Origin of the sequence: Escherichia sp. SCLE84 (assembly GCF_012584495.1) — a bacterium.
GTDB lineage: Bacteria > Pseudomonadota > Gammaproteobacteria > Enterobacterales > Enterobacteriaceae > ECMA0423.
Genome location: NZ_CP051430.1, coordinates 2998384 through 3021136, shown reverse-complemented (window position 1 = coordinate 3021136; position 22753 = coordinate 2998384). Strand labels below are relative to the sequence as shown.

16 protein-coding genes and 2 pseudogenes are annotated in these 22753 nt (G+C 54.2%); 8 read left to right on the top strand and 10 right to left on the bottom strand.

All coding sequences use genetic code 11. The features are described from left to right. Window positions 1-31: 31 nt before the first annotated feature. The 3 genes from ftsN to priA all read right to left on the bottom strand — a co-directional run bounded on the left by ftsN (window position 32) and on the right by priA (window position 4462). Window positions 32-991, bottom strand: a complete 960-nt coding sequence (gene ftsN, locus HGD79_RS14680; protein WP_000068834.1) for a cell division protein FtsN — start codon at window positions 989-991, stop codon at window positions 32-34. Window positions 992-1082: 91 nt separating this feature from the next. Continuing rightward, the gene (gene cytR / locus HGD79_RS14675) at window positions 1083-2108 is read right to left on the bottom strand and encodes a DNA-binding transcriptional regulator CytR (protein ID WP_000644904.1); all 1026 of its coding nucleotides are present in this window, start codon (window positions 2106-2108) and stop codon (window positions 1083-1085) included. A 155-nt stretch (window positions 2109-2263) separates the two neighbouring features. Then, entirely contained in the window at window positions 2264-4462 is a 2199-nt protein-coding gene (gene priA, locus HGD79_RS14670; RefSeq protein ID WP_001298972.1) for a primosomal protein N', read from the bottom strand. Between the two features lie 202 nt (window positions 4463-4664). Here priA and rpmE point away from each other — a divergent pair, with 202 nt between their 5' ends. The 3 genes and pseudogenes from rpmE to HGD79_RS14655 all read left to right on the top strand — a co-directional run bounded on the left by rpmE (window position 4665) and on the right by HGD79_RS14655 (window position 9546). Further along, on the top strand, window positions 4665-4877 hold the full coding sequence (rpmE, locus tag HGD79_RS14665) for a 50S ribosomal protein L31 (RefSeq protein WP_000710769.1): 213 nt from the start codon (window positions 4665-4667) through the stop codon (window positions 4875-4877). Window positions 4878-5036: 159 nt separating this feature from the next. Further along, window positions 5037-9221: pseudogene (gene rhsC, locus HGD79_RS14660) on the top strand (rhs element protein RhsC). Between the two features lies 1 nt (window position 9222). Continuing rightward, complete coding sequence (locus tag HGD79_RS14655; RefSeq protein ID WP_001323627.1) at window positions 9223-9546, top strand: RHS element protein dsORF-f3; 324 nt, start codon at window positions 9223-9225, stop codon at window positions 9544-9546. Between the two features lie 86 nt (window positions 9547-9632). On the opposite strand, the pseudogene HGD79_RS14650 reads toward HGD79_RS14655, so the two are convergent. The 3 genes and pseudogenes from HGD79_RS14650 to metJ form a co-directional block, all read right to left on the bottom strand. Beyond that, window positions 9633-10308: pseudogene (locus HGD79_RS14650) on the bottom strand (IS1 family transposase); the annotation flags it as partial. Window positions 10309-10452: 144 nt separating this feature from the next. After that, complete coding sequence (locus tag HGD79_RS14645) at window positions 10453-11061, bottom strand: YiiX family permuted papain-like enzyme (protein WP_000702307.1); 609 nt, start codon at window positions 11059-11061, stop codon at window positions 10453-10455. Window positions 11062-11120: 59 nt separating this feature from the next. Next, complete coding sequence (gene metJ, locus HGD79_RS14640; RefSeq protein ID WP_000852812.1) at window positions 11121-11438, bottom strand: met regulon transcriptional regulator MetJ; 318 nt, start codon at window positions 11436-11438, stop codon at window positions 11121-11123. Window positions 11439-11714: 276 nt separating this feature from the next. On the opposite strand from metJ, the gene metB reads away from it, so the two are divergent. Next, the gene (gene metB / locus HGD79_RS14635) at window positions 11715-12875 is read left to right on the top strand and encodes a cystathionine gamma-synthase (protein WP_001356125.1); all 1161 of its coding nucleotides are present in this window, start codon (window positions 11715-11717) and stop codon (window positions 12873-12875) included. Between the two features lie 2 nt (window positions 12876-12877). After that, a complete protein-coding gene (gene metL / locus HGD79_RS14630) occupies window positions 12878-15310 on the top strand; it encodes a bifunctional aspartate kinase/homoserine dehydrogenase II (protein WP_000110772.1) in 2433 nt (810 codons plus the stop codon). 138 nt (window positions 15311-15448) lie between these two features. Here metL and HGD79_RS26890 read toward each other — a convergent pair whose 3' ends face one another. After that, entirely contained in the window at window positions 15449-15583 is a 135-nt protein-coding gene (locus HGD79_RS26890; RefSeq protein ID WP_000660586.1) for a hypothetical protein, read from the bottom strand. A 75-nt stretch (window positions 15584-15658) separates the two neighbouring features. Here HGD79_RS26890 and metF point away from each other — a divergent pair, with 75 nt between their 5' ends. The 3 genes from metF to yijE all read left to right on the top strand — a co-directional run bounded on the left by metF (window position 15659) and on the right by yijE (window position 20057). Then, window positions 15659-16549: a methylenetetrahydrofolate reductase gene (gene metF, locus HGD79_RS14625; RefSeq protein WP_000007523.1), complete on the top strand. Its 891-nt coding sequence runs from the start codon at window positions 15659-15661 to the stop codon at window positions 16547-16549. 328 nt (window positions 16550-16877) lie between these two features. Next, the gene (gene katG, locus HGD79_RS14620) at window positions 16878-19058 is read left to right on the top strand and encodes a catalase/peroxidase HPI (RefSeq protein WP_001297636.1); all 2181 of its coding nucleotides are present in this window, start codon (window positions 16878-16880) and stop codon (window positions 19056-19058) included. A 93-nt stretch (window positions 19059-19151) separates the two neighbouring features. Further along, window positions 19152-20057, top strand: coding sequence for a cystine transporter YijE (gene yijE / locus HGD79_RS14615; RefSeq protein WP_001341951.1), 906 nt, complete (start codon window positions 19152-19154; stop codon window positions 20055-20057). A gap of 26 nt (window positions 20058-20083) precedes the next feature. Here the strand turns inward: yijE and HGD79_RS14610 are convergent, their stop codons facing one another. From HGD79_RS14610 to fsa, 3 genes are all read right to left on the bottom strand, one after another. Then, complete coding sequence (locus tag HGD79_RS14610) at window positions 20084-20701, bottom strand: DUF1287 domain-containing protein (protein ID WP_000647882.1); 618 nt, start codon at window positions 20699-20701, stop codon at window positions 20084-20086. Window positions 20702-20975: 274 nt separating this feature from the next. Next, entirely contained in the window at window positions 20976-22079 is a 1104-nt protein-coding gene (gene gldA / locus HGD79_RS14605; RefSeq protein ID WP_000374004.1) for a bifunctional L-1,2-propanediol dehydrogenase/glycerol dehydrogenase, read from the bottom strand. 10 nt (window positions 22080-22089) lie between these two features. Then, window positions 22090-22752, bottom strand: a complete 663-nt coding sequence (fsa, locus tag HGD79_RS14600; protein WP_000424837.1) for a fructose-6-phosphate aldolase — start codon at window positions 22750-22752, stop codon at window positions 22090-22092. Between the last annotated feature and the right edge of the window lies 1 nt (window position 22753).

Below are 22753 nucleotides of genomic sequence, written 5' to 3'. Positions count from 1 at the left end.
GCAATTATAGATGGGGGGGATTTTGAGGGTTTCAACCCCCGGCGGCGAGCCGAATGCAGTTTGTATGACCCGCCATCTTCAACCGATTGAGGGTGCTGTCTGCGTTCTCTTTGCCTTTCACCGGGCCAATGACCACACGATTCCAGCCATTGTTGGTGGTGATTTTCGAGTCAAATCCTTCGAACGCCAGCTGAGCACGTACCGTCTCTGCCTGTTCCGCGCCTCTGAACGAACCGCACTGCACCATCCAGCGGCGTTCGTCTTTTTTCTCCGCCGTCGGTTTTGGCGCGTCAGCGGCACGAGCAACCGGCGCAGCTTGCTGCGGCTTCGACTGCGCGGTCGTGTGCGCAGGGGTTTGCAGCAGATCCTGGTACGGCTGCTGAGTAGAAGCCGGTTTAGACTGGCGCGGTTGCGCCTGTACCGGCGCGGCTTGCGACGTACGCGTCTGCTGCTGCCAGCTTTGTTCAGTCGTACGCGACTGCTGAGCCAGGCGTTGCTGCTCCGCTAATTGCTGCGCCTGACGCTGGCGTTGTAGCGTTTGCTGACGCTGTTCCGGCGTCTGTTCATTCCACGGAACTTCAACCAGCTGCGTTGGCTGCTGGCGCATATCAGCCTGCATTTGTTCAAGAAGCTGACGTTGTTCTGGTGTCAGTTGCTCCGGCGTTTTCACTTCACCACCGGCAGAAGGTTCTGTGGGCGCACGCACACCCGGCTGGCGACTTTCCAGCTCTTTAATGTAGCGCCAGCGTTCTTCTGGTTTTGGTGGTAGTCCGTTACCGGTCACTTTCTGGCTTTGCAGCGTCTCGGACTCTTCTTTCTTGTGATGCGTAATGAAGTACAGACCACCGATAAAGGTCACAAGAACGGCGGCAGCAATAGCGACCATAGCGGGAGAAACCGCAGGCAGATTTCGTTGCTTTTTCCGTGAGGTGCTCTTTTTTCGCCGCGAAGGTGCCGGTTGGCTGCGGCGTACATAATCTCGTTGTGCCACTATCGTTTCGATGTATTTATTCGTTCGTCAGCCCGCCATGTTACTTAAGCGGCGGGCCTTTGACCAGTCACGGCAGTCTTAAAGGTTTACTTTAAGGTAACGCGCGTGTTGATCCCCGGATGATAAGTTCGCAGTCCATTAAACGAGAGCCACTGCCAACGTGTTGCCCCTGCATTTGATCAAGCAATAACAGCATAGCTTCCCGACCGATTTCGTAACGCGGCTGCGCGATGGTTGTCAGCGGCGGATCACAAAATTGCGTCAGGTCGATGTTATCAAAACCGATTATGGAAAGGTCTTCCGGGACTTTCAGCCCCTGGCGTTTTGCCTGAGAAAGTGCGCCGAGCGCCATCACATCGCTATGGCAGAAGACAGCAGTAGGCGGTTGTGGAAGATCAAGCAGCTGCTGCATCGCTTTGCTTCCGGCTTCGAAGGTGAAGTCGCCACGGGCGATGTATTGCGGATCAACCATAATGCCGCAGCGACGCAGCGCCTGAACGTAACCTTGCAGGCGGTAGTGACACAGCGGCATCTCTTCGGGACCGGCTATACAGCCAATCCGTTTATGCCCTTGCTCATATAGATAATTTACTGCATCAAATGCGGCGGTCAGATTGTCGATATGAACTGTAGGTAGCTCCAGTTCCGGTGCGAATTCGTTCGCCATCACCATCGGCGGCAGATTACGCTGTTCCTCAATGCTGGCATCAAACGGCAGCCTTGAACCCAGCAGCAACATGCCATCAATTTGCTTGGTGATGATCAAATCGATAAAGGTTTTTTCCTGCTGATTTTGATGCGCACAGTCGCCAATCAGCACCAGATATCCGTGATTTGCCGCCGTAACTTCGATACCGCGAATAATTTCGCTAAAGAATGGATCGCAGATATCCGGGACAATCACCAGAATGGTGCGGGATTCATTACGCTTGACGTTGCGCCCCATAGGCTGCGGTAAATAACCCACTTCCCGGGCCGCTTTTTCAACCCGATTACGGGTGGCCTGGGAGACTTTATCGGGATTCATTAATGCTCGGGAGACAGTCGCTGTAGAGACTTTTGCCTTGAGGGCAACGTCTTTCATGGTCGCGGCAGTTTCCTGCTTCTTCGCTTTCACACTCACTCCTCGCCTGGCACGTCAGGCGTACTACATCCATGTTTACTTCACATCGGCAACATTTTTAGCAGATAGCGCGTGAAAACGGTTACAGAATTTTCATGAAAAGTGTGATGAATATTGAATTTTTCGATCCGCCTCGCATCGTAAGCGGTTTAACCCTCAATCGGATCAACATCCAGTACCCATTTCACCTTGCGGGAATCCGGTATTGTATTGATGAGCGCCAGCGTACCACTAATGATGTGTTGCAAGCGCACGCGGGAAGGGTGCTGCAACAATATCTGCCAGCGCCAGCGACCGCCACGTTTAGGTGCCAGTGCCGGAACCGGACCGAGAACCCACAGTTTGTCGTCTGCCAGCGGGCTGGAGAGGATCAGATTACGCAGTTGTTGCAGGAACAGCGGCGCATGCTGATTGTTATGATCTTCCGCACGCACAATCACATGGCTGGTCCATGGCGGCAGTTGCATCATCCGTCGCTCAGCCAGCGCCTGTTCGGCAAAGGCGTCGTAGCCTTTATAGAGCAACGTTTGCAACAGAGGATGTTCTGGATGGTGCGTTTGCAGCACCACTTCGCCTTGTTTACCCGCACGCCCGGCACGACCAGCGACCTGGGTGTAAAGCTGAGCGAAACGCTCTGCCGAGCGAAAATCGGCAGAAAACAGCGCGCCGTCCACATCCAGTAACGCCACCAGCGTCACATCCGGAAAGTGGTGACCTTTCGCCAGCATTTGTGTGCCGATCAAAATCCTCGCACCGCCGCGATGTACTTCCGCCAGTTGCTGTTCCAGCGCCCCTTTGCGGCTGGTGGTATCGCGGTCGATACGAGAAATGGGCACATCAGGGAACAGCGGCGCAAGCGTCTGTTCAAGCTGTTCGGTGCCCAGCCCCACGGGTACCAGGTGCGTGGAACCGCAGGAAGGGCACTGGCGCGGCACCGGACGCTGACTGTCACAGTGGTGACAGCGCAAATGCTGTTGCGCCTGATGCAGCGTGTAGTAGTGATCGCAACGTGGGCATTCGGCAATCCAGCCGCAGTCGTGGCACAGTAGCGCAGGCGCAAAACCCCGACGATTAAGAAAGAGGATAACCTGATTGTTGGCCTGTAAATGCTGGCGCATACGGGTGATTAACGCCGGAGCCAGACCTGCCTGCACCTTCTGACCTTTTAAATCCAGCACGTGTTGAATTGCCGGACGCGCATTCCCCGCCCGGCGCGTCAGGCGCAGCAGGCGGTATTTTTTCTGCTGGACGTTGCACAACGTTTCCAGCGCGGGCGTTGCGGAGCCAAGAATAATCGGGATTTGCTCGCTATGCGCACGATACACCGCCAGGTCGCGGGCATGATAGCGCCAGCCTTCCTGCTGCTTGTAGGAGCTGTCGTGCTCTTCATCAATGACAATCACGCCGAGATTTTTAAACGGCGTAAACAGCGCGGAGCGGGTGCCGATCACAATCGCCGCCTCGCCATTTTTCGCTTTCAACCACGCCGAAAGCCGCTCGCTGTCGTTCAGGCCGGAATGCAGAACTTCCACGGGGGCATTAAAACGTTCACGAAAACGGGCGATAGTTTGCGGTGTCAGGCCGATTTCCGGCACCATCACCAGCGCCTGTTTGCCCTGAGCGAGCACGTTTTCCAGTACACTGAGATAAACCTCCGTTTTACCGGAACCGGTAACGCCCGCCAGCAGCCAGGCAGAAAAAGTATCTGCCGCGCTATGAATTGCGCCAACGGCGGTGGCCTGTTCGGTATTCAATCGCAACCGCTCACCAGAAACGGCATAGTTCGTTTGCCAGTCGCTAAACTCTGGTGTTTCACTTGCTAAATCACACAGACCTTTTTTGCGTAGCGCCTGCAACGCGGCATCATTAAATTCGAGCGTGGCGACCTGGTCGCGCCAGATTTTGCCTTGCCGTAACGCCGCCAGCGCCTGTTGTTGCTTGGGGGAGCGTTTCAGGCTGTTCAGATCCACCGCCTGGCCTTGTTCAGTGGCAAACCAGTACCACATCGGCGCGTTCGCCGCAGGCCGCCCCTGGCGCAGTAAAATCGGCAAGGCATGAAACAGCACATCGCCAATCGGATGATGATAGTAATCTGCCGCCCAGAGCAGTAACCGCCAGACGGAGTGAGTAAATACCGGCTCAACGTCCAGCACTTCCACTACCGCTTTCAGCTCGTTAAGCGGCAGCTCACTGACATCGCTAACTGACACCACAACCCCGATGCGCTCCTGCTGTTTGCCAAACGGCACGCGCACGCGACACCCGGCTTTAACCGTCATGCCTTCTGGCAGCAGATAGTCAAAGGTACGAGGAAGCGGAACGGGCAAGGCAACGTGGGCAACGGGCATAGCATCATCCTGACTTGAAATTCGGTGGGTTAGTATACACATTGCCGTAGAAGAGTGCGGATCAGTTTGCATACGCTGGTTAATTTCTGTATGATTTCGCGCCTTCGTACGAAATGATCGTATTGAAGCTATACTTTTAACATCGCGTGGTGTCTGGCGTTAGGGCTGGAAGAGCGACGCGGCCTTAAACCGAGGTTTTCCCATGAAAAAAGATATTCACCCGAAATACGAAGAAATTACTGCTAGCTGCTCTTGCGGTAACGTAATGAAAATCCGCTCCACCGTTGGTCATGACCTGAACCTCGACGTGTGCAGCAAGTGCCACCCGTTCTTCACTGGCAAACAGCGTGATGTTGCTACCGGTGGCCGTGTTGACCGCTTCAACAAGCGTTTCAACATCCCGGGCAGCAAATAAGACCGGATTTCCGAAAAAAGCGCCGCACGGCGCTTTTTTTGTGCCTGTAATTTGCCTTTTATAAATTCTGAAAAATTCCGGGGTGTTAACTCATTATCATTTCCTGTTGTTGACTGGCGCTAGGCTTCTGGTTCTTATTTATTTCAAAAGGATTTTACGATGAGCGGAAAACCGGCGGCGCGTCAGGGCGACATGACGCAGTATGGCGGTAGCATTGTTCAGGGTTCAGCCGGGGTGCGCATCGGTGCCCCAACCGGTGTGGCCTGTTCGGGGTGCCCCGGCGGGGTGACGTCCGGCCATCCGGTCAATCCGCTGCTCGGTGCAAAGGTCCTTCCCGGTGAAACCGACATCGCCCTGCCCGCCCCGCTGCCGTTCATCCTCTCCCGCACCTACAGCAGTTACCGGACAAAAACGCCCGCGCCGGTGGGGAGCCTCGGCCCCGGCTGGAAAATGCCTGCGGATATCCGCTTACAGCTGCGCGATAACACACTGATACTCAGTGATAACGGCGGCAGAAGCCTGTATTTTGAGCACCTGTTTCCCGGTGAGGACGGTTACAGCCGCAGCGAGTCACTGTGGCTGGTGCGCGGCGGCGTGGCGAAACTGGATGAAGGTCACCGGCTGGCCGCACTCTGGCAGGCGCTGCCGGAAGAACTCCGCTTAAGTCCGCATCGTTATCTGGCGACAAACAGTCCGCAGGGGCCGTGGTGGCTGCTCGGCTGGTGTGAGCGGGTGCCGGAAGCGGATGAGGTGCTGCCTGCGCCGCTGCCGCCGTACCGGGTACTGACCGGGCTGGTGGACCGCTTCGGGCGCACACAGACGTTCCACCGCGAAGCCGCCGGTGAATTCAGCGGCGAAATCACCGGCGTGACGGATGGTGCCGGGCGTCACTTCCGGCTGGTACTGACCACGCAGGCGCAGCGGGCAGAAGAAGCCCGGCAGCAGGCCATTTCCGGCGGGACGGAACCGTCCGCTTTTCCTGATACCCTGCCGGGTTACACCGAATATGGCCGGGACAACGGCATCCGTCTGTCTGCCGTGTGGCTGACGCACGACCCGGAATACCCGGAGAATTTACCTGCCGCGCCGCTGGTGCGCTATGGCTGGACGCCGCGCGGCGAACTGGCGGCAGTGTATGACCGCAGCAATACACAGGTGCGCAGCTTTACTTACGATGATAAATACCGGGGCCGGATGGTGGCGCACCGTCACACGGGCCGACCGGAAATCCGTTACCGTTACGACAGCGACGGGCGGGTGACAGAACAGCTAAACCCGGCAGGCTTAAGCTACACGTATCAGTATGAGAAAGACCGCATCACCATCACCGACAGCCTGGACCGCCGTGAAGTGCTGCACACGCAGGGCGAAGCCGGGCTGAAGCGGGTGGTGAAAAAGGAACACGCGGACGGCAGCGTCACGCAGAGTCAGTTTGACGCCGTGGGCAGGCTCAGGGCACAGACGGATGCCGCAGGCAGGACAACAGAGTACAGCCCGGATGTGGTGACGGGCCTCATCACGCGCATAACCACGCCGGATGGCAGGGCATCGGCGTTTTACTATAACCACCACAACCAGTTAACGTCAGCCACCGGGCCTGACGGGCTGGAATTGCGCCGGGAATATGATGAATCCGGCCGTCTGATTCAGGAAACCGCCCCTGACGGCGATATCACCCGCTACCGTTATGATAATCCACACAGTGACCTCCCCTGCGCAACGGACGATGCCACCGGCAGCCGGAAAACCATGACGTGGAGCCGTTACGGTCAGTTGCTGACCTTCACTGACTGTTCCGGTTATGTAACCCGCTATGACCATGACCGTTTTGGTCAGGTGACGGCGGTGCACCGCGAGGAAGGCCTGAGCCAGTACCACGCATACGACAGCCGTGGACAGTTAACTGCGGTGAAAGACACGCAGGGCCATGAAACGCGGTATGAATACAACGCCGCCGGTGACCTGACCACCGTCATTGCCCCGGACGGCAGCAGAAACGGGACACAGTACGATGCGTGGGGAAAAGCCATCTGTACCACGCAGGGCGGTCTGACGCGCAGTATGGAATACGATGCTGCCGGACGGGTCATCCGCCTGACCAGTGAAAACGGCAGCCACACCACCTTCCGTTACGATGTACTCGACCGGCTGATACAGGAAACCGGCTTTGACGGCCGCACACAGCGTTATCACCACGACCTGACCGGCAAACTTATCCGCAGCGAGGATGAGGGGCTGGTCACCCACTGGCACTATGACGAAGCAGACCGCCTCACGCACCGCACCGTGAATGGCGAAACCGCAGAGCAGTGGCAGTATGACGAACGCGGCTGGCTGACAGACATCAGCCATATCAGCGAAGGGCACCGGGTGACGGTGCATTACGGGTATGATGAGAAAGGCCGGCTGACCGGTGAGCGTCAGACGGTGCATCACCCGCAGACGGAAGCACTGCTCTGGCAGCATGAGACCAGACATGCGTACAACGCGCAGGGGCTGGCGAACCGCTGTATACCGGACAGCCTGCCCGCCGTGGAATGGCTGACCTACGGCAGCGGTTACCTGGCAGGCATGAAACTCGGCGACACACCGCTGGTGGAGTACACCCGCGACCGCCTGCACCGGGAAACGCTGCGCAGCTTCGGCCGTTATGAACTCACCACCGCTTATACCCCTGCCGGGCAGTTACAGAGCCAGCACCTGAACAGCCTGCTGTCTGACCGCGATTACACCTGGAACGACAACGGCGAACTCATCCGCATCAGCAGCCCGCGCCAGACCCGGAGTTACAGCTACAGCACCACCGGCAGGCTGACCGGCGTTCACACCACCGCAGCGAATCTGGATATCCGCATCCCGTATGCCACAGACCCGGCAGGTAACCGCCTGCCCGACCCGGAGCTGCACCCGGACAGCACCCTCAGCATGTGGCCGGATAACCGTATCGCCCGTGACGCGCACTATCTTTACCGGTATGACCGTCACGGCAGGCTGACAGAGAAAACCGACCTCATCCCGGAAGGGGTTATCCGCACGGATGATGAGCGGACTCACCGGTACCATTACGACAGTCAGCACCGGCTGGTGCACTACACGCGGACACAATATGCAGAGCCGCTGGTCGAAAGTCGCTATCTTTACGACCCGCTGGGCCGCAGGGTGGCAAAACGGGTGTAGCGGCGTGAACGGGACCTGACGGGCTGGATGTCGCTGTCACGGAAACCGCAAGTGACCTGGTACGGCTGGGACGGCGACCGGCTGACCACGATACAGAACGACAGGAGCCGCATCCAGACGATTTATCAGCCGGGGAGCTTCACACCACTCATCAGAGTTGAAACTGCCACCGGTGAACTGGCCAGAACGCAGCGCCGCAGCCTGGCGGATGCGCTTCAGCAGTCCGGCGGCGAAGACGGTGGCAGTGTGGTGTTCCCGCCGGTGCTGGTGCAGATGCTCGACCGGCTGGAAAGTGAAATCCTGGCTGACCGGGTGAGTGAGGAAAGCCGCCGCTGGCTGGCATCGTGCGGCCTGACCGTGGAGCAGATGCAAAACCAGATGGACCCGGTGTACACGCCGGCGCGAAAAATCCACCTGTACCACTGCGACCATCGCGGCCTGCCGCTGGCCCTTATCAGCAAGGAAGGGACAACAGAATGGTGCGCAGAATACGATGAATGGGGCAACCTGCTGAATGAAGAGAACCCGCATCAGCTGCAGCAGCTTATCCGCCTGCCGGGGCAGCAGTATGATGAGGAGTCCGGCCTGTATTACAACCGCCACCGCTATTATGACCCGCTGCAGGGGCGGTATATCACTCAGGATCCGATTGGGCTGAAGGGGGGATGGAACCTGTATACATATCCGCTGAGCCCGGTGAATAGCATGGATCCATTAGGATTATATGAATTTAAATCAAAAAATATAGATGATATTGGAATATTTGCATTGGCAATGTGTAATGGAGAATCAATTAACGAGAATAAAGAATATGGTGGACTAATATGTAAGAAGCAAGGTGAATATTTCCCCATGAATCCGATAAGTTCAAATGATAATGATAGTGTAGACTTGCGAAATATAAAATGCCCTGAAGGTTCAGAGAGAGTAGGCGATTATCACACTCACGGTTTTTACTCTGACGATAAAGGAAATAAAGTAACAAAAGAAAATGATGTTTATGATAGTCTAAATTTTTCAAGCAAAGATTTAACGAATTCTTATATGAATGGAATGGGAAAAAAAGAATACAGTAGTTACTTGGGAACACCAAATAACACCTATCTAAAATATAATCCCAAAGCTAAAGGGAATGGAGTTACAATTATCAGGCAAGGGAGTAATTAAAATGAAGGCAATACAATGTTGTTATTTCCTTGCTTTAGTCTCCAGTCATTTAATGGCTGGAGTTATGGGTGATGATAATATATTTTTAAGTAATTCGGATTCAGCTGCTTTATATTGTGTGGCTAAAATATTTCCAGATGGAGAAAATATTTTAATATATAAAGTAAATATAATTAATGCTAGTTCAAAAAAAGATGTTTTTTTTTATGAAAGCCCAACATCAACCCACAATGACATAATGGGGGGCGGGGGAATGTCATATGCCTATGAATATGATGTAAAATATAATATATGTCATTTGAGAAAAAAGAGCAGAATGAGGTAAAAATCTTTGGCTGTGTATTCAGTCTGGTAATCATCCAAGGAAAGCTTATCAGAAGGGTGATGACTCCAATTAGTAGAACATATATTTTCGATAAAAGCACCGATGACTTTTTCATGAAGTTCTACAGAACGCGAGAAACAGATGGTTCTGCGGGCCAGACGTTTGATTCGGGTTCTCAGGGTCAGATTGTTACGCTCAATGTGCTGAGTAAAAATCTTACCAGTCAGATGCTTCTCCTTCGGTAACTCTCTAGCGTAACTACCCCATTCGTCAGTGGTCAACATGCCGATGGTAAAAGGGTAAGCAGCGCCCGCAATTCACGACAGGTTTCGTCAGTCCGGGGGCCAAAAGTGTAGGCCAGAACACCACCAGTTTTCGTGTTGTACACGTACCAGAGCCAGTGCTGTCGCGCTTTACTGCCGACAAAGCTCCATTGCTGACTAAGTTTGCAGATGAGTGCCACATCAGCATGAGCGACCGGGGATGACGTTATTCTTCGTGGCGAGAGTTTTTTAAAGTTCGGATGACTGTATTAATGCCGATTTTCAGCGTACGGGCAGTATCGCGAACCCCGGCACCGTTGAAAGTCATTTCAGCGATTTGGTCTTTAACTCCCGGTTTACGGGGCTCGTAACAGTAACTGAGCTGAAATACCCGGTGACAGTCACGGCCGCGGAATCGATCATGTCTTTTTGGGTTCTGCCCGTGACGGTAAACCTGAACGGACTGGCAACGGGGGCAATGAAGGTTAACTGTGACCATGAAACAACCTTAAAAGCGAGTATTATATCCTTAATTCAACTAATTGGAGGCATCACCGTTTACCGGAGCGACAGCTTGCGGAAAGGTCGTGCAACTACAAAGCAACAAACAGACTACGGCGGGAATTATTTTTTTCATCATCCATTACCACGAAAACAGCGGCCACTCTTTGGCAACCGTGGTGAGTTGTGGCGCGTCGAAAACGGCTTGTGGTGAAACTACCGTTTCCTCAAGCGGAATATTTTTACCGTAGCGTTCTTTGAGCTTCGCCTGGACCAGCGGGTTGCTGAGATCAAACTCTTTCAACTTCTGCTGTTCGCCCACGCGCATTCCCAGCGCGTTCTGGTAAACCTTCCACACCACTTCCGAACAGTACTGGCGATCGTCGCTCCATGAGAAGCTGAAATCATACGGTTTACCGAGATAACGTTTTGCCGTTTGCGCCAGTTTTTGCTGTTGTTCAACACTCAGTCCGCCTTCAACGCGGCGAACGACGTATTTGCCCTTTTCACCATGGGCAATCCACTGCTTGAGCGGGGTGTATTTCACCGGGCCGACCGCTTCAAAAACGTAGGGCTTTTTGTTACGCATCACCAGCATACCGGTGTGGCTGTAATCGGAATGGGTCGCCAGTTGGATCGCTTTACTTTGCGATGAGCGAGAGATCTGAAAGATGATGTCGCCAGTTTGCGGCTGCCAGGCAAAGGCAGGCACAGAAACCAGCAGGCTGAGGATCAGTAGCCTGATTTTCATCGTTAAACGTCCTTGTATGAAAAAAGCGGCTGGTTAACTCCGCGCCGCTCTTTTCCGCTTTAGTATTCCCACGTCTCCGGGTTAATCCCCATCTCACGCATGATCTCTTTTGCCGCTTCCGGGATTTCGTCGCTGCGCTCTTTACGCAGATCGGCATCATCCGGCAAAGGTTGCCCGGTAAAGGCATGCAGAAACGCTTCGCACAGCAGCTCGCTGTTGGTAGCGTGACGCAGGTTGTTCACCTGACGACGCGTGCGTTCATCGGTGAGGATTTTTAACACCTTAAGAGGAATGGAAACCGTAATCTTTTTGACTTGTTCACTCTTCTTGCCGTGCTCAGCGTATGGGCTGATATATTCGCCGCTCCATTCAGCCATGAGATACTTAATCCTCTTCGTCAATAAATTGAGACCAGACCACACAATTTATGTGGGTACTGACCGTAAACCCGCATAGTTTACCGTACAGGCGTTACCGTGACATCGTGTAATGCACCTGTCGGCGTGATAATGCATATAATTTTAACGGCTATTTGGGATTTGCTCAATCTATACGCAAAGAAGTTTAGATGTCCAGATGTATTGACGTCCATTAACACAATGTTTACTCTGGTGCCTGACATTTCACCGACAAAGCCCAGGGAACTTCATCACATGACGCGTAAACAGGCCACCATCGCAGTGCGTAGCGGGTTAAATGACGACGAACAGTATGGTTGCGTTGTCCCACCGATCCATCTTTCCAGCACATATAACTTTACCGGATTTAATGAACCGCGCGCGCATGATTACTCGCGTCGCGGCAACCCAACGCGCGATGTGGTTCAGCGTGCGCTGGCAGAACTGGAAGGCGGTGCTGGTGCAGTACTTACTAATACCGGCATGTCCGCGATTCACCTGGTAACGACCGTCTTTTTGAAACCTGGCGATCTGCTGGTTGCGCCGCACGACTGCTACGGCGGTAGCTATCGCCTGTTCGACAGCCTGGCGAAACGCGGTTGCTATCGCGTGTTGTTTGTTGATCAAGGCGATGAACAGGCATTACGGGCAGCGCTGGCAGAAAAACCCAAACTGGTACTGGTAGAAAGCCCAAGTAATCCATTGTTACGCGTCGTGGATATTGCGAAAATCTGCCATCTGGCAAGGGAAGTCGGGGCGGTGAGCGTGGTGGATAACACCTTCTTAAGCCCGGCATTACAAAATCCGCTGGCATTAGGTGCCGATCTGGTGTTGCATTCATGCACGAAATATCTGAACGGTCACTCAGACGTGGTGGCTGGCGTGGTGATTGCTAAAGATCCGGACGTTGTCACCGAACTGGCCTGGTGGGCAAACAATATTGGCGTGACGGGCGGCGCGTTTGACAGCTATCTGCTGCTACGCGGGTTGCGAACTCTGGTGCCGCGTATGGAGCTGGCGCAGCGCAACGCGCAGGCGATTGTGAAATATCTGCAAAGCCAGCCGTTGGTGAAAAAACTGTATCACCCGTCGCTGCCGGAAAATCAGGGGCATGAAATTGCCGCGCGCCAGCAAAAAGGCTATGGCGCAATGTTGAGTTTTGAACTGGATGGCGATGAGCAGACGCTGCGTCGTTTCCTGGGTGGACTGTCGTTGTTTACGCTGGCGGAATCATTAGGGGGAGTGGAAAGTTTAATCTCTCACGCCGCAACCATGACACATGCAGGCATGGCACCAGAAGCGCGTGCTGCCGCCGGGATCTCCGAGACGCTGCTGCGTATCTCCACCGGTATTGAAGATGGCGAAGATTTAATTGCCGACCTGGAAAATGGCTTCCGGGCTGCAAACAAGGGGTAAAAATGAGTGTGATTGCGCAGGCAGGGGCGAAAGGTCGTCAGCTGCATAAATTTGGTGGCAGTAGTCTGGCTGATGTGAAGTGTTATTTGCGTGTCGCGGGCATTATGGCGGAGTACTCTCAGCCTGACGATATGATGGTGGTTTCCGCCGCCGGTAGCACCACTAACCAGTTGATTAACTGGTTGAAACTAAGCCAGACCGATCGTCTCTCTGCGCATCAGGTTCAACAAACGCTGCGTCGCTATCAGTGCGATCTGATTAGCGGTCTGCTACCCGCTGAAGAAGCCGATAGCCTCATTAGCGCTTTTGTCAGCGACCTTGAGCGCCTGGCGGCGCTGCTCGACAGCGGTATTAACGACGCAGTGTATGCGGAAGTGGTGGGGCACGGTGAAGTGTGGTCGGCACGCCTGATGTCTGCGGTACTTAATCAACAAGGGCTGCCAGCGGCCTGGCTTGATGCCCGCGAGTTTTTACGCGCTGAACGCGCCGCACAACCGCAGGTTGATGAAGGGCTTTCTTACCCGTTGCTGCAACAGCTGCTGGTGCAACATCCGGGCAAACGTCTGGTGGTGACCGGATTTATCAGCCGCAACAACGCCGGTGAAACGGTGCTGCTGGGGCGTAACGGTTCCGACTATTCCGCGACACAAATCGGTGCGCTGGCGGGTGTTTCTCGCGTAACCATCTGGAGCGACGTCGCCGGGGTATACAGTGCCGACCCGCGTAAAGTGAAAGATGCCTGCCTGCTGCCGTTGCTGCGTCTGGATGAGGCCAGCGAACTGGCGCGCCTGGCGGCTCCCGTTCTTCACGCCCGTACTTTACAGCCGGTTTCTGGCAGCGAAATCGACCTGCAACTGCGCTGTAGCTACACGCCGGATCAAGGTTCCACGCGCATTGAACGCGTGCTGGCCTCCGGTACTGGTGCGCGTATTGTCACCAGCCACGATGATGTCTGTTTGATTGAGTTTCAGGTGCCCGCCAGTCAGGATTTCAAACTGGCGCATAAAGAGATCGACCAAATCCTGAAACGCGCGCAGGTACGCCCGCTGGCGGTTGGCGTACATAACGATCGCCAGTTGCTGCAATTTTGCTACACCTCAGAAGTGGCCGACAGTGCGCTGAAAATCCTCGACGAAGCGGGATTACCTGGCGAACTGCGCCTGCGTCAGGGGCTGGCGCTGGTGGCGATGGTCGGTGCAGGCGTCACCCGTAACCCGCTGCATTGCCACCGCTTCTGGCAGCAACTGAAAGGCCAGCCGGTCGAATTTACCTGGCAGTCCGATGACGGCATCAGCCTGGTGGCAGTACTGCGCACCGGCCCGACCGAAAGCCTGATTCAGGGGCTGCATCAGTCCGTCTTCCGCGCAGAAAAACGCATCGGCCTGGTATTGTTCGGTAAGGGCAATATCGGTTCCCGTTGGCTGGAACTGTTCGCCCGTGAGCAGAGCACGCTTTCGGCACGTACCGGCTTTGAGTTTGTGCTGGCAGGTGTGGTGGACAGCCGCCGCAGCCTGTTGAGCTATGACGGGCTGGACGCCAGCCGCGCGTTAGCCTTCTTCAACGATGAAGCGGTTGAGCAGGATGAAGAGTCGTTGTTCCTGTGGATGCGCGCCCATCCGTATGATGATTTAGTGGTGCTGGACGTTACCGCCAGCCAGCAGCTTGCTGATCAGTATCTTGATTTCGCCAGCCACGGTTTCCACGTTATCAGCGCCAACAAACTGGCGGGAGCCAGCGACAGCAATAAATATCGCCAGATCCACGACGCCTTCGAAAAAACCGGGCGTCACTGGCTGTACAATGCCACCGTCGGTGCGGGCTTGCCGATCAACCACACCGTGCGCGATCTGATCGACAGCGGCGATACTATTTTGTCGATCAGCGGGATCTTCTCCGGCACGCTCTCCTGGCTGTTCCTGCAATTCGACGGTAGCGTGCCGTTTACCGAGCTGGTGGATCAGGCGTGGCAGCAGGGCTTAACCGAGCCTGATCCGCGTGACGACCTCTCCGGCAAAGACGTAATGCGCAAGCTGGTAATTCTGGCGCGTGAAGCGGGTTACAACATTGAACCGGACCAGGTACGTGTGGAATCGCTGGTGCCTGCTCATTGCGAAGGCGGCAGCATCGACCATTTCTTTGAAAATGGCGATGAACTTAACGAGCAGATGGTGCAACGGCTGGAAGCGGCCCGCGAAATGGGGCTGGTGCTGCGCTACGTGGCGCGTTTCGATGCCAACGGCAAAGCGCGTGTGGGCGTGGAGGCGGTGCGTGAAGACCATCCGCTGGCATCACTGCTGCCGTGCGATAACGTCTTTGCCATCGAAAGCCGCTGGTATCGCGACAACCCGCTGGTGATCCGTGGGCCTGGCGCGGGGCGCGACGTCACCGCCGGGGCGATTCAGTCGGATATCAACCGGCTGGCACAGTTGTTGTAATTTCAGAAATTTAATAATGCCCGGTACTCATGTTTTCGGGTTTATGGTTTCTAATGAAATATATTGAATTATCATAGGATTAGGCCGGATTAAGCGTTTACGACGAATCCGGCAAGAAGCAATAAGTACATGGTTAGTTTATATTTGCAGTCCGGTTTGCTTTGCATACCGGATTTTCTTTTTCTTACCATCCTGAAGTTTTTTCATCTTCCCTGATTTTTCCTCACCATCATTGGTCATTTTTCGGTTGACGCCCTTCGGCTTTTCCTTCATCTTTACATCTGGACGTCTAAACGGATAGATGTGCACAACACAACATATAACTACAAGCGATTGATGAGGTAAGGTATGAGCTTTTTTCACGCCAGCCAGCGGGATGCCCTGAATCAGAGCCTGGCAGAAGTCCAGGGGCAAATTAACGTTTCGTTCGAGTTTTTCCCGCCGCGTACCAGTGAAATGGAGCAGACCCTGTGGAACTCCATCGATCGCCTTAGCAGCCTGAAACCGAAGTTTGTATCGGTGACCTATGGCGCGAACTCCGGCGAGCGCGACCGTACGCACAGCATTATTAAAGGCATTAAAGATCGCACTGGTCTGGAAGCGGCACCGCATCTTACTTGCATTGATGCGACGCCCGACGAGCTGCGCACCATTGCACGCGACTACTGGAATAACGGTATTCGTCATATCGTGGCGCTGCGTGGCGATCTGCCGCCGGGAAGTGGTAAGCCGGAAATGTATGCTTCTGACCTGGTGACGCTGTTAAAAGAAGTGGCAGATTTCGATATCTCCGTGGCGGCGTATCCGGAGGTTCACCCGGAAGCAAAAAGCGCTCAGGCGGATTTGCTCAACCTGAAACGCAAAGTCGATGCCGGAGCCAACCGCGCGATTACTCAGTTCTTCTTTGATGTCGAAAGCTACCTGCGTTTTCGTGACCGCTGCGTATCGGCGGGTATTGATGTGGAAATTATTCCGGGAATTTTGCCGGTCTCGAACTTTAAACAAGCGAAGAAATTTGCCGATATGACCAACGTACGTATTCCGGCGTGGATGGCACAAATGTTTGACGGGCTGGACGACGATGCCGAAACCCGCAAACTGGTGGGAGCGAATATTGCCATGGATATGGTGAAGATTTTAAGCCGTGAAGGAGTGAAAGATTTCCACTTCTATACGCTTAACCGCGCTGAAATGAGTTACGCGATTTGCCATACGCTGGGTGTTCGACCTGGTTTATAAATAGTGTGGCTTTTGTGAAAATCACACAGTGATCACAAATTTTAAACAGAGCACAAAATGCTGCCTCGAAATGAGGGCGGGAAAATAAGGTTATCAGCCTTGTTTTCTCCCTCATTACTTGAAGGATATGAACCTAAAACCCTTTTTTATAAAGCATTTGTCCGAATTCGGACATAATCAAAAAAGCTTAATTACGATCAATTTGATCTACATCTCTTTAACCAACAATATGTAAGATCTCAACTATCGCATCCGTGGATTAATTCAATTATAACTTCTCTCTAACGCTGTGTATCGTAACGGTAACACTGTAGAGGGGAGCACATTGATGAGCACGTCAGACGATATTCATAACACCACAGCCACTGGCAAATGCCCGTTCCATCAGGGCGGTCACGACCAGAGCGCGGGGGCGGGCACAACCACTCGCGACTGGTGGCCAAATCAACTCCGTGTTGACCTGTTAAACCAACATTCTAATCGTTCTAACCCACTGGGTGAGGACTTTGACTACCGAAAAGAATTCAGCAAATTAGATTACTACGGCCTGAAAAAAGATCTGAAAGCCCTGCTGACAGAATCTCAGCCGTGGTGGCCTGCCGACTGGGGCAGTTACGCCGGTCTGTTTATTCGTATGGCCTGGCACGGCGCGGGTACTTACCGTTCAATCGATGGACGCGGCGGCGCGGGTCGTGGTCAGCAACGTTTTGCACCGCTGAACTCTTGGCCGGATAACGTAAGCCTCGATAAAGCGCGTCGCCTGTTGTGGCCAATCAAACAGAAATATGGTCAGAAAATCTCCTGGGCCGACCTGTTTATCCTCGCAGGTAACGTGGCGCTGGAAAACTCCGGCTTCCGTACCTTCGGTTTTGGTGCCGGTCGTGAAGACGTCTGGGAACCGGATCTGGATGTTAACTGGGGTGATGAAAAAGCCTGGCTGACTCACCGTCATCCGGAAGCGCTGGCGAAAGCACCGCTGGGTGCAACCGAGATGGGCCTGATTTACGTTAACCCGGAAGGCCCGGACCACAGCGGCGAACCGCTTTCTGCGGCAGCAGCTATCCGCGCGACCTTCGGCAACATGGGCATGAACGACGAAGAAACCGTGGCGCTGATTGCGGGTGGTCATACGCTGGGTAAAACCCACGGTGCCGGTCCGACATCAAACGTAGGTCCTGATCCAGAAGCTGCACCGATTGAAGAACAAGGTTTAGGCTGGGCGAGCACTTACGGCAGCGGCGTTGGCGCAGATGCCATTACCTCTGGTCTGGAAGTAGTCTGGACCCAGACGCCGACCCAGTGGAGCAACTATTTCTTCGAGAACCTGTTCAAGTATGAGTGGGTACAGACCCGCAGTCCGGCTGGAGCAATCCAGTTCGAAGCGGTAGACGCACCGGAAATTATCCCGGATCCGTTCGATCCGTCGAAGAAACGTAAACCGACGATGCTGGTGACCGACCTGACGCTGCGTTTTGATCCTGAGTTCGAGAAGATCTCTCGTCGTTTCCTCAACGATCCGCAGGCGTTCAACGAAGCCTTTGCCCGTGCCTGGTTCAAACTGACGCACAGGGATATGGGGCCGAAATCTCGCTACATCGGGCCGGAAGTGCCGAAAGAAGATCTGATCTGGCAAGATCCGCTGCCGCAGCCGATCTACAACCCGACCGAGCAGGACATTATCGATCTGAAATTCGCGATTGCGGATTCTGGTCTGTCTGTTAGTGAGCTGGTATCGGTGGCCTGGGCTTCTGCTTCTACCTTCCGTGGTGGCGACAAACGCGGTGGTGCCAACGGTGCGCGTCTGGCATTAATGCCGCAGCGCGACTGGGATGTGAACGCCGCAGCCGTTCGTGCTCTGCCTGTTCTGGAGAAAATCCAGAAAGAGTCTGGTAAAGCCTCGCTGGCGGATATCATCGTGCTGGCTGGTGTGGTTGGTGTTGAGAAAGCCGCAAGCGCCGCAGGTTTGAGCATTCATGTACCGTTTGCGCCGGGCCGCGTTGATGCGCGTCAGGATCAGACTGACATTGAGATGTTCGAGCTGCTGGAGCCAATTGCTGACGGTTTCCGTAACTATCGCGCTCGTCTGGATGTTTCCACCACCGAGTCACTGCTGATCGACAAAGCCCAGCAACTGACCCTGACCGCGCCGGAAATGACCGCGCTGGTGGGCGGGATGCGTGTACTGGGTGCCAACTTCGATGGCAGCAAAAACGGCGTCTTCACTGACCGCGTTGGCGTATTGAGCAATGACTTCTTCGTGAACTTGCTGGATATGCGTTACGAGTGGAAAGCGACCGACGAATCGAAAGAGCTGTTTGAAGGCCGTGACCGCGAAACCGGCGAAGTGAAATACACTGCCAGCCGTGCGGATCTGGTATTTGGTTCTAACTCTGTCCTGCGTGCGGTGGCTGAAGTTTACGCCAGCAGCGATGCTCACGAGAAGTTTGTTAAAGACTTCGTGGCGGCATGGGTGAAAGTGATGAACCTCGACCGTTTCGACCTGCTGTAATCTGACCTTCTTCAGCGACTGCCTTTCAGGCAGTCGCTGAAGTTTCTTTACCGGCGTATAGTGTCCACAGGAAAACTACACACTGGATCTCTCATGTCTGTCGCAGGAAAGAGCAACCCACTGGCAATCAGTGGCCTGGTTGTGCTCACACTTATCTGGAGTTATAGCTGGATTTTCATGAAGCAAGTCACCAGCTACATCGGTGCCTTCGACTTTACCGCCTTACGCTGCATTTTCGGCGCTCTCGTTTTATTCATCGTCCTTTTATTACGTGGTCGCGGAATGCGCCCGACACCGTTTAAATACACCTTAGCCATTGCCCTGTTACAAACCTGCGGGATGGTTGGCCTGGCGCAGTGGGCGCTGGTCAGCGGCGGAGCGGGGAAGGTGGCGATCCTAAGCTATACCATGCCGTTCTGGGTGGTGATTTTCGCCGCGTTGTTTCTCGGTGAACGCCTGCGACGTGGGCAATATTTCGCGATACTGATTGCCGCTTTCGGCTTATTTTTGGTGTTGCAGCCGTGGCAACTCGATTTCTCTTCGATGAAAAGTGCCATGCTGGCAATCCTCTCCGGCGTCAGTTGGGGGGCGAGCGCGATTGTTGCTAAACGTCTGTATGCCCGTCATCCGCGCGTGGATTTATTGTCGTTAACATCCTGGCAGATGCTCTATGCGGCGCTGGTGATGAGTGTGGTCGCTTTACTGGTGCCGCAACGTGAAATTGACTGGCAGCCCACCGTGTTCTGGGCGCTGGCCTACAGTGCGATTCTGGCGACGGCGCTGGCGTGGAGCTTATGGTTGTTTGTATTGAAAAACTTGCCTGCCAGTATTGCCAGCTTAAGCACGCTGGCCGTTCCCGTTTGCGGCGTACTCTTTTCCTGGTGGCTGCTCGGTGAGAATCCGGGGGCCGTTGAAGGTAGCGGTATTGTGCTGATTGTGCTGGCACTGGCGCTGGTGAGCCGTAAGAAAAAAGAAGCTGTCAGTGTAAAAAGCATCTGAATTTTTTCTTCATGTGGGGCGATCGCTTATTTAACAAAATAACGATAATGCCCCACCATCCGCCAGCTAAACAGCACATCTTCTTCCTGCGCGCCTGCGCCAATGTTATGTATCACCAGCGGCGTACCGTCGCGGGCGAAGCCATCTGACACCACCCCAATATGTGCCAGTCCGTTATCCAGTCGCCAGGAGACAATATCGCCCGCTTGATAGTCACTGGGGTTCTTGCTGATGGGGCGTGTTTTATCGTGGCGGGTAAACCAGGTTTCCAGATTAGGCACCCGACGGTGATCGATGTTGCTGTCCGGGCGCTTTAACTGCCATTTTTGCGGGTACTCGGCAAAATTCTTCGCCATATCTTCGTGCACCAGTTTCTGCAAATCGACCTTCTGGCTGCGCAATGCACGGATCACCACATCGGAACATACCCCGCGTTCTTGCGGGACATCACCGCCAGGATAGGTAAGCTGCATATACGCCGGATCGTAAAATAGCGTGCTGCCAATTTGCTGTCTGGCACCGTCTGCGATGGCAAGGTTGGTATTGGCCTGGATTTGTACCACGGTTGGTGGAACGGCGGGAGATTTTAAGGAGTGGCTGGTAAATGCCGTTAGCAGGCTGAGCAGCGCCAGTGAAGCTTTCATCTGGTTCGTCCGTGAAAATAAGAGTCACAGATTCGACCTTCCGGGCTAACGATTGTTCTGTGGAGAAAATGTCCAGAAGCGGATAAAAAACTCCTGAACAACGTGGGAGTTTCAGATTACTGGCACAGAGTGCCGGATGCGGAGTGAACGCCTTATCCGGCCTACAAAAGCACGCATATTCAATATATTGCAGAGATTTCGTAGGCTTGATAAACGTAGCGCATCAGGCAATTTTGCGTTCAAACTCCCGGACAAGCCGGGAGTTTGGAGTAGGTTATTCCCACTCTTGCAGGAAACGCTGACCGTACTGGTCGGCTACCAGCAGAGCGGCGTAAACCTGATCTGGCGTCGCGCCGCCAGGCATGTTGTGAATGGTTTCACCTTCTGCACATGCCGCTTCTGCCACAATTCGCATTTTCGCCGGGACATCTTCTTTAATATCCAGTTGAGCGAGAGTTATTGGCAAACCTACCGCATGGCTAAGTGCAGCTACGGTTTCGATTTCCTCAACCGGTGCGTTTTCCAGAACCAGCTGCGTCAGCGTACCAAATGCCACTTTTTCACCGTGATAATAGTGATGCGCGTCCGGGATAGCGGTCAGGCCGTTATGCACCGCGTGAGCCGCCGCCAGCCCGCCGCTTTCAAAACCAACGCCGCTCAAATAGGTGTTCGCTTCAATCACGCGCTCCAGCGCCGGGGTTACTACATGCTGTTCGGCGGCAAGCATCGCTTTTTCGCCTTCTTCCAGCAGGGTGTTGTAGCACAGTTCAGCCAGTGCCAGCGCCGCCTGGGTGCACTTGCCGCCCGCCATGGTGGTCGCGCCGCTACGAGAGCAAGCACGCGCTTCAAACCAGGTTGCCAGCGCATCGCCGATACCCGCTGCTAACAGACGTGCAGGTGCGCCCGCGACGATTTTGGTGTCGACAATGACCATATTCGGGTTATTTGGCAACAGCAGATAGCGGTCAAACTCACCCTCATCGGTGTAGATAACAGACAATGCGCTGCACGGTGCATCGGTAGAGGCGATAGTCGGTGCGATCGCTACCGGAACACCCATGAAATGTGCCAGTGCTTTGGCAGTATCGAGGGTTTTTCCGCCACCGATACCGAGAATTGCGCCACACTGCGCAGTCTCCGCGATGCCACGCAGACGGTCGATCTCATTTTGCGAACATTCACCGCCAAACGGCGCAATTTCTACTACCAGTCCAGCATCTTTAAAGCTTTTCTCGACAGTGGATTGAGCAAAACCTAAAACAAATTTGTCACCCACCACTAACCAGCGTTCTGCCAGCGGCTTCAGGTATTCGCCCAGACGATTAATCACATCAGCGCCCTGGATGTATTTACCCGGTGATTGAATAATGCGGTCCATAATTGCTCCTTTAGAGATGAGTAGTGCCAAATGCGGCATTCCAGTCGTATTCAAACTTCTCTATAGCTGACTCTACCGCAGGCGTATTGAGCATTTGTTGCGCTACATCTAAAGGCAGGGTGATGGACTCACATCCTGCCAGCAAACAATCCAGTGCCTGACGCGGCGTTTTAAAGCTGGCTGCAAGCACCATGCTTTCTGGCGCGTGCATTTCTAACAGCGCTTGCAGCTCATGAACCGTACGAATACCGTCTCCGCCCTGGGCGTCTACGCGGTTAACATACGGAGCAACGTATTTTGCTCCTGCCAGTGCGGCTAATAACCCTTGTGCGGCGCTATATACAGCGGTGCCAAGTGTAGTAATACCCTCTTTTTTCAGTATTTTAATTGCTGCCAGACCTTCGGAAGTCACCGGGATTTTCACCACAATGCCCGGAATGGCGTCGCGCAGACGCTTCGCTTCTTCCACCATCCCCTGCGCGTCGCGGCTCATGGTCTGAGCAAACAGAATGCCCTCATCACCAATCGCTTTTTGCAGACGCGGCAGCACTTCCCAGATGGACTCCTTGCTGGCAGCGATAATGCTCGGGTTAGTTGTCACCCCGGCAATCGGGAATATGCGTGCCAGACGTTCGACTTCTGCGACGTTAGCGGTGTCCAGATACAGTTCCATG